The 7,174-nt window shown below is 68.7% G+C and carries 6 protein-coding genes and 2 pseudogenes; all 8 read left to right on the top strand.

The annotated features are described in order from the left end of the window. Positions 1-499 (top strand): hypothetical protein (locus ASJ79_RS14870; RefSeq protein WP_067956440.1); only part of this gene is annotated, 499 nt, incomplete at its 5' end. Between the two features lie 171 nt (positions 500-670). Next, entirely contained in the window at positions 671-1,294 is a 624-nt protein-coding gene (locus ASJ79_RS14875) for a TIGR03085 family metal-binding protein (RefSeq protein ID WP_067956430.1), read from the top strand. A gap of 17 nt (positions 1,295-1,311) precedes the next feature. After that, positions 1,312-2,262 carry an LLM class F420-dependent oxidoreductase gene (locus ASJ79_RS14880; RefSeq protein ID WP_067956432.1) on the top strand — a complete coding sequence of 317 codons (951 nt, stop codon included), beginning with the start codon at positions 1,312-1,314 and terminating at the stop codon, positions 2,260-2,262. Positions 2,263-2,302: 40 nt separating this feature from the next. Further along, positions 2,303-2,758, top strand: coding sequence for a hypothetical protein (locus ASJ79_RS14885; protein WP_369803682.1), 456 nt, complete (start codon positions 2,303-2,305; stop codon positions 2,756-2,758). Positions 2,759-3,320: 562 nt separating this feature from the next. Next, a pseudogene (gene ftsY / locus ASJ79_RS14890) lies at positions 3,321-4,250 on the top strand (signal recognition particle-docking protein FtsY); the annotation flags it as partial. Positions 4,251-4,469: 219 nt separating this feature from the next. After that, complete coding sequence (locus tag ASJ79_RS14895) at positions 4,470-5,822, top strand: ammonium transporter (protein ID WP_067956437.1); 1,353 nt, start codon at positions 4,470-4,472, stop codon at positions 5,820-5,822. A gap of 33 nt (positions 5,823-5,855) precedes the next feature. Further along, positions 5,856-6,194: a P-II family nitrogen regulator gene (locus ASJ79_RS14900; RefSeq protein WP_011779408.1), complete on the top strand. Its 339-nt coding sequence runs from the start codon at positions 5,856-5,858 to the stop codon at positions 6,192-6,194. Between the two features lie 80 nt (positions 6,195-6,274). Continuing rightward, a pseudogene (locus ASJ79_RS14905) lies at positions 6,275-7,174 on the top strand ([protein-PII] uridylyltransferase); the annotation flags it as partial.

Below are 7,174 nucleotides of genomic sequence, written 5' to 3' on the forward strand. Positions count from 1 at the left end.
AGATGCGCGAGACCTCCGACTTCGACACCCCCGAACCCCCCCCGAGCGCGCCGACGAGGTCATCGAGCCGGAGTTCTCGACGCCCCGGCCCACCCGGCCGACCACCGCCCCGCCGACGACCGGCAGGCCGGCTCCGTCCACCCCACCGCGGCCGCCCGGTGGAGAGGTGCTGCGGCCACAGAACGGCTACGTGTTCGTCCAGACCAGGAGCGGCAAGACGCGATGCCAGCTCAACGAACGGGAAGTCGGCTGCGAATCGGCGTTCACCGACGCCCCCGAGGTCGACGGCCTCCCGGCCAACGGGGTGCGCCTCAGTGCCGACGGCGAGCTGAGCTGGGTGCTCGGCAACCTCGGCGCCATCCCGGCGGTGACCCTGGACTACCGCACCTACTCGGCGGTCGGATGGACCATCGACGCCAACGAGGACGGCACCCGGTTCACCAATGACGGCACCGGGCGCGGCATGGTGATCAGCGTCGAGGGCGTGCAGAGCTTCTGAAAGTCTGGGCCGCGGCCTCGGTCGTCCTCGCCGTCGGCCGTGTTCACCACCCCGCAGATTCCTCGATCGGCGCGCCCCGAAAAGGGTTGCCGAGCCGGTGATCTCACCTATCGTGTGGGAACTGCCCGGGGACGCCGACGTCTCGCGTGCCGGCGGAAGGGAACGATCCGAATGACCGTGGCGCAACGCGAACGGGCCGCCCTGGTGGCGACCTTCCGCGACGTCCCGCCCGATGCACCGACGTTGTGCGAGGGATGGGACGTGCGGGATCTGACCGCGCACCTGGTGGTGCGGGAACGCCGCCTCGACGCGGCGCCGGGCATCATGATCCCGGCGTTCGCCGGGCACACCGCGCGGGTGCAGGACCAGGTGGCCGCCTCCACGGACTGGGACGTGCTGCTGGACCGGGTCGCCGACGGGCCGCCGCTGTACTCGCCGTTCAAACTTCTCGACCCGATCGCCAACGTCGCCGAGATGTTCATCCACCACGAGGACGTGCGCCGGGCCCGCCCGGGGTGGGAGCCGCGACCCCTCGACGAGCAGACCACCGCGGCGTTGCGCAGACCGATCGCGATGATGGCCCGGATGACATTGCGCAAGGCGCCCGCGCGGGTGGTGTTCCGCACCCCGCAGGGCGACACACTGGCCACCCTCGGACGCGGCGCCGAGGTGACGGTCACCGGCGACCCCGGCGAGTTGCTGATGTTCGCCGCCGGCCGGGACGAGGCGCGGGTGAACCTCGACGGCTCCGCCGACCTGGTCGAACGGCTGAAGAATGCCCGGGGCGGGCTCTGAGCCTAGGGTGGATCACCGTGGCCGCGACAAACACACCAGACTTCCGCATCTTCGTCGAACCCCAGCAGGGGGCCAGCTACGCCGATCAGCTCGCCGTCGCCCGGACCGCCGAGAGTGCCGGCTATTCGGCGTTCTTCCGATCCGACCACTACGTCGCGATGGCCGGCGACGGCCTGCCCGGCCCCACCGATTCCTGGGTGACGCTGGCCGGCATCGCGCGTGAGACCTCGACCATCCGGTTGGGCACGATGGTTACGTCGGCGACCTTCCGCTACCCCGGCCCGCTGGCGATCTCGGTCGCCCAGGTCGACGAGATGAGCAGTGGCCGGGTCGAGTTCGGGATCGGCGCCGGCTGGTTCGAGGCCGAACACAAGGCGTACGCCATCCCGTTCCCGCCGGTCGGCGAACGCTTCGACCGACTCACCGAACAGCTGGAGATCCTGACCGGCCTGTGGACCACGGAGCCGGGCCAGACCTTCGATTTCTCCGGCACGCACTACCACATCGCCGACTCCCCCGCGCTGCCCAAACCCGCGCAGCGCCCGCACCCGCCGATCATCATCGGTGGTGGCGGGGCCAAGCGGACACCGGCACTGGCGGCGCGGTTCGCCGACGAGTTCAACATCCCGTTCGTGCCGCTGGACACGCTGACCGAGCAGTACGCCCGGGTGGCGGCCGCGGTCGAGAAGGCGGGCCGGGCCAAGGACTCACTGACCTACTCGGCGGCCTTCGTGTTGTGCGTCGGCCGGGACGAGTCCGAGATCGCCCGGCGGGCCGCCGCGATCGGTCGCGAGGTCGACGAACTGCGGTCCAACTCCCCGGTGGTGGGCACCCCCGACGAGGTCGTCGACAAGCTCGGCCCGTTCCTCGAAGCCGGCGTCGAGCGGATCTACCTGCAAGTTCTGGACATGTCCGACCTCGACCACGTCGAGTTCTTCGCCGAGCAGGTCGTCCCCCGGCTCCGCTGACCCGGCGGCCGGAACCGGCTCGCCGCTACTATCGGTGGCCGTGAGCAGCCGGGACCGTGACGACGCGCAGGAGGAACGGCCCGTCGCGTGGCACAACCAGACGTCGACCCTGCTCATGGCGAGCGTGGCGGGCCTGGCCGCGATCGCGCTGGTCATCACGCTGATCTCGTATGTGGCGCGGCAGTTCGGCGAACCCGAGCCGGCCCCGCTGTACTACGTGCCGCCGGCCACGTCGACGAGCACGTCGTCGGGAACGTCGGGCACGTCGACCACAACCGGGACGATCACCAGCACGAGCCCGCCGATGACCACCGACATCAACCCGGACACCACCGCGGCGACGACGACGGAGTCGACCTCGACGACCCGGCCGAGCACCCGGCCGCCCCGGACCCGGGAGACCGAAGAAGAAGCAGACGAAGACGAAGAACGGACGTCCACCACGCGCAGCCGGCCGCGCACCAACGTGACACGCACGCTGTACCCGGCTCCGTAGCGGCGAGCGCCTACTATCGGGTTCCGTGGCGCGATACGGCGATTCCGACGATCAGAACAACTACTCCGACGAGGAGCCGACCCAGCTCAGCAACTACGGAGCGGGCTACAGCGACTACCAGACGGGCTACGGCGACTACGGGACCGGCGGATATGACCAGCCGCCGCCGGAGACCGAGACCCCGTGGTACCGCAAGCCGGTGGCGCTGGTGTCGATGGGCGCCGTCGGCGCGCTGCTGATCGCGCTCATCGTGTTCTTCCTGGCCAAGGCCGTCACCGGCGATTCGGATTCCGAGACGACCACCACCACATCCCTGACGCCGCTGACCACGACGACCTCGGCCCCTGCGGTGGCACCCCCGGCCACGGTGACCGAGACCGCGACCCCGACCACCACCGATCCGGTCACCACGACGACCACGACCACCGCGCCGACGACGACCACGACGACCACCACCACGACGACCACGACGCCGACCACCTCGGTCAGCACGAGCACCAGCACGGTGACCGAGACCGAGACGCAGACCGAGACGGTCACCGAGCCCCCGGCGCCGCAGATCGAGGAGATCGCGCCGACCGAGGGCCGGCTCGACCGGCTGCGTGGCCGGCTGTCGAAGTCGCAGAACGCCCTCGGCCGCAGCGTGCTCGGCCTGTTGGGCGGCGGTGACCTGGACGAGGACTCCTGGGAAGAGGTCGAGGACACCCTGCTCATCGCCGACCTCGGCCCGGTCGTCACCGAGTCGGTGATCACGTCGCTGCGCGCCCAGATGGCCAGCAGCCGGGTGCGCACCGAAGCCGACGCGCGGGCTGTGCTGCGCGAGGTGCTGATCGCCGAACTGCGGCCCGACCTGGACCGCTCGATCAAGGCGCTGCCGCACGCCGACAAACCGTCGGTACTGCTGGTGGTGGGGGTCAACGGCACGGGGAAGACGACGACCGTCGGCAAACTGGCCCGCGTTCTGGTCGCCGACGGCCGCCGGGTCGTGCTCGGCGCGGCGGACACCTTCCGCGCGGCGGCCGCCGATCAGTTGCAGTCCTGGGCGTCGCGGGTCGGTGCCCAGGTGGTGCGCGGTCCCGAGGGGGCCGACCCGGCCTCGGTCGCGTTCGACGCCGTCGACACCGGCATCGGGTCGGGCGCCGACGTCGTGGTCATCGACACCGCCGGCCGGCTGCACACCAAGACCGGTCTGATGGACGAGTTGGGCAAGGTCAAGCGTGTGGTGGGCAAGCGCGCCGCCGTCGACGAGGTACTGCTGGTGCTCGACGCGACGATCGGCCAGAACAGCCTGCCGCAGGCCCGGGTGTTCGCCGAGGTCGTCGACATCACCGGGGTGGTGCTGACGAAGCTGGACGGGACCGCCAAGGGCGGCATCGTGTTCCGGGTGCAACAGGAACTCGGCGTTCCGGTCAAGCTGGTCGGGCTCGGTGAGGGACCCGACGATCTGGCCCCGTTCGAGCCCGCGGCGTTCGTCGACGCGCTGCTCGGCTGAGTCGGCACCGGCGCAGCGAATTCCGGGCGATAGCCGGCGGATTTCGCCGTCCAGGCCTGGTGAAACACGAGCGTAACGACATCCGCGCCTGCGTTCACGTCAGCGAAACACAACAGAATCACAGGTGAAACGCTCGCAAAAGAGTCTCTTCGGGAGGCCGATCCTGGTCGGCCGTCATCCCAAGGAGGTTCACACAAAGTGGCATTCGGCTTACACGATGTGGTCTTGGCCCTGCCAGACGACCAATTCGCGCCATTCGCGGAAGGGGGCCTGAGCGCCGGAGACACGGCGTGGGTGCTCACGTCGGCCGCGCTGGTGTTGTTCATGACGCCCGGCCTGGCGTTCTTCTACGGCGGTCTGTCCCGGCAGAAGTCGGTCCTCAACATGATGATGATGTCGTTCGGTTCCATCGGGATCGTCAGCGTCATCTACGTGCTGTGGGGCTACTCGATGGCCTTCGCGTCGGCGCACACCGGCGAGAGCGACTTCTTCGGTGTCTTCGACAACCCGTTCTCGTTGTTCGGGCTCAGTCAGCTGACCGAGGTCCGCGAGATCGACGGCGTCGACACCTTCGTGCTCGGTGGCTTCGGTACCGTGCCCGCCATCGTCTGGGTGGCCTTCCAGCTCACCTTCGCGGTGATCACCGTGGCGCTGATCAGCGGTGCCGTCGCCGAGCGAATGAAGTTCGGCACCTGGCTGGTGTTCGGCGGTATCTGGGTCACGCTCGTGTACCTCCCTCTGTCGCACATGGTTTGGGGCGGCGGCCTGCTCTCCGGTTCGGAGGACGGCATCGCGGCCAAGCTCTTCGGTGTCGACGACGAGGGTGCGGCCAACGTGTCACCCATCGACTTCGCCGGTGGCACCGTGGTGCACATCAACGCCGGTATGGCCGCGCTCGTGCTGGCGATCCTGCTGGGCAAGCGCACCGGCTTCGGCAAGACCCCGTACCGCCCGCACAACATCCCGTTCGTGATGCTCGGCGCCGCGATCCTGTGGTTCGGCTGGTTCGGCTTCAACGTGGGCTCCGAGGGCGCGGCCGACATGCTTGCCGGCTCGGTGTGGGTCAACACCACCGCCGCCACCGCGGCCGCGATGCTGGCCTGGTTGCTCGTCGAGCGCATCCGTGACGGTCACGCCACCAGCGTCGGTGCCGCCTCGGGCATCGTCGCCGGCCTGGTCGCGATCACCCCGGCGTGTGGCTCGCTCAGCGCCATCGGCTCGCTGATCCTCGGTGCGGTCGCCGGTGTGTTGTCGTCCCTCGCGATCGCGTTGAAGTACAAGTTCGGATATGACGATTCGCTCGACGTCGTCGGCGTGCACCTCGTCGCCGGTCTGTGGGGCACCATCGGCATCGGTTTCCTGGCCACCGAAACCGGCCTCTTCTACGGCGGCGGCGTGCAGCAGCTCGTCGTGCAGATCGTGATCGCACTGGTTGCCGTAGTGTTCACCGCGATCATGACCGCCATCATCGCGTTCATCGTCAAGCCTCTCGGTTGGCGGGTGTCCAAGGAGGATGAGGACACTGGTATCGATGAAACCGAACACGCCGAAACGGCTTACGAGCTCGCCTGACCGGCGACAATTTCATCGGAAGGGATCAACTACATGAAGCTGATAACCGCGATCGTCAAGCCGTTCACGCTGGAAGATGTGAAGACCGGTCTGGAGCAGACGGGGATTCTCGGCATGACCGTCAGCGAGGTGCAGGGCTACGGTCGGCAGAAGGGGCACACCGAGGTCTACCGCGGTGCCGAGTACTCGGTGGACTTCGTCCCGAAGGTGCGCGTCGAGGTCGTCGTCGACGACGCCGCCGTCGACAAGGTGGTGGACGTGATCGTCCAGGCCGCCCGCACCGGCAAGATCGGTGACGGCAAGGTCTGGGTCAGTCCAGTCGAGACGGTGGTCCGCGTGCGGACCGGTGAACGCGGGGCCGATGCCCTTTGATCCGTAACGTGGAATGAGAGTCGTCTCCCGGCAGTTGCGCCGTGTGAGTGCTGGATCGTCAAGTGCCGGGAGGACAACCCATGACAGAGCAGAGACCGCAATCCGCCGCCGGCGCTTCCCGATGGGAGCGTCCGGCGGCGGGGTCTTTGCGTCCCGCAACGGATCTCGTCGCCGCCGCCGGCCAGCTGCTCTCCGGCGGCCGCCAGCTCGACTCGGCCGCGCTGCGCGACGCACTGCTCGACCTGTACGACTTCTGGCTCACCACAAAGGCGGCCGAGATCGGTATCACCGCCACCAGCGGGTTCGCGATCGTCGCGACCGGCGGCCTGGGCCGCGGTGAAATCCTTCCGTACTCCGACCTCGACCTGATGCTGCTGCACGACAACATGCCGCCCGAGGATGTCGGCGAGGTGGCCGAGCTGTTGTGGTATCCGTTGTGGGACGCCAACATTCGCCTTGACCACAGTGTCCGCACGGTGCCCGAGGCGCTGCGGGTCGCCGGTGAGGACATCTCGGCGGGCCTGGCCATGCTCGAGGCGCGGCACATCGCCGGTGACGCCGACCTGTCCGCGTTGCTGATCGGCGGGGCGCGCAGGCAGTGGCGAACTCAGATCGCGTCACGGTTCGACGAACTCGTCGAGCACACCAGAGCCCGGTGGCAACGCAGCGGCGAGATCGCGCACCGCGCCGAGCCGGACCTCAAGTGCGGCAGGGGCGGACTGCGGGACGTCCAGCTCCTCAATGCGCTCGCGATCGCCCAGCTGGCCGACGTGTATCCCAGTCGGTCATTGGCATCGCCGACGGAAACCCTTGGCGAAGCTCATCTTTCGCTGCTGAATGTGCGCACCGAGCTGCACCCGGTGGCCGGCCGCGGTCGTGAGCTACTGCTGGCCCAACACGCCGACGAGATCGGCGCGTCGCTTCGCATCGGTGACCGGTTCGACCTCGCGCGCATGCTCTCCGACGCCGCGCGCACCGTC

The organism is Mycobacterium sp. NAZ190054, assembly GCF_001545925.1.
Classification (GTDB): Bacteria; Actinomycetota; Actinomycetes; order Mycobacteriales; family Mycobacteriaceae; genus Mycobacterium.

Bases quoted from the DNA above. Each gene is read 5' to 3' on its own strand.
- ASJ79_RS14875 (WP_067956430.1), top strand. From the start codon at position 671: ATGACCGTGGCGCAACGCGAACGGGCCGCCCTGGTGGCGACCTTCCGC.
- ASJ79_RS14900 (WP_011779408.1), top strand. From the start codon at position 5,856: ATGAAGCTGATAACCGCGATCGTCAAGCCGTTCACGCTGGAAGATGTG.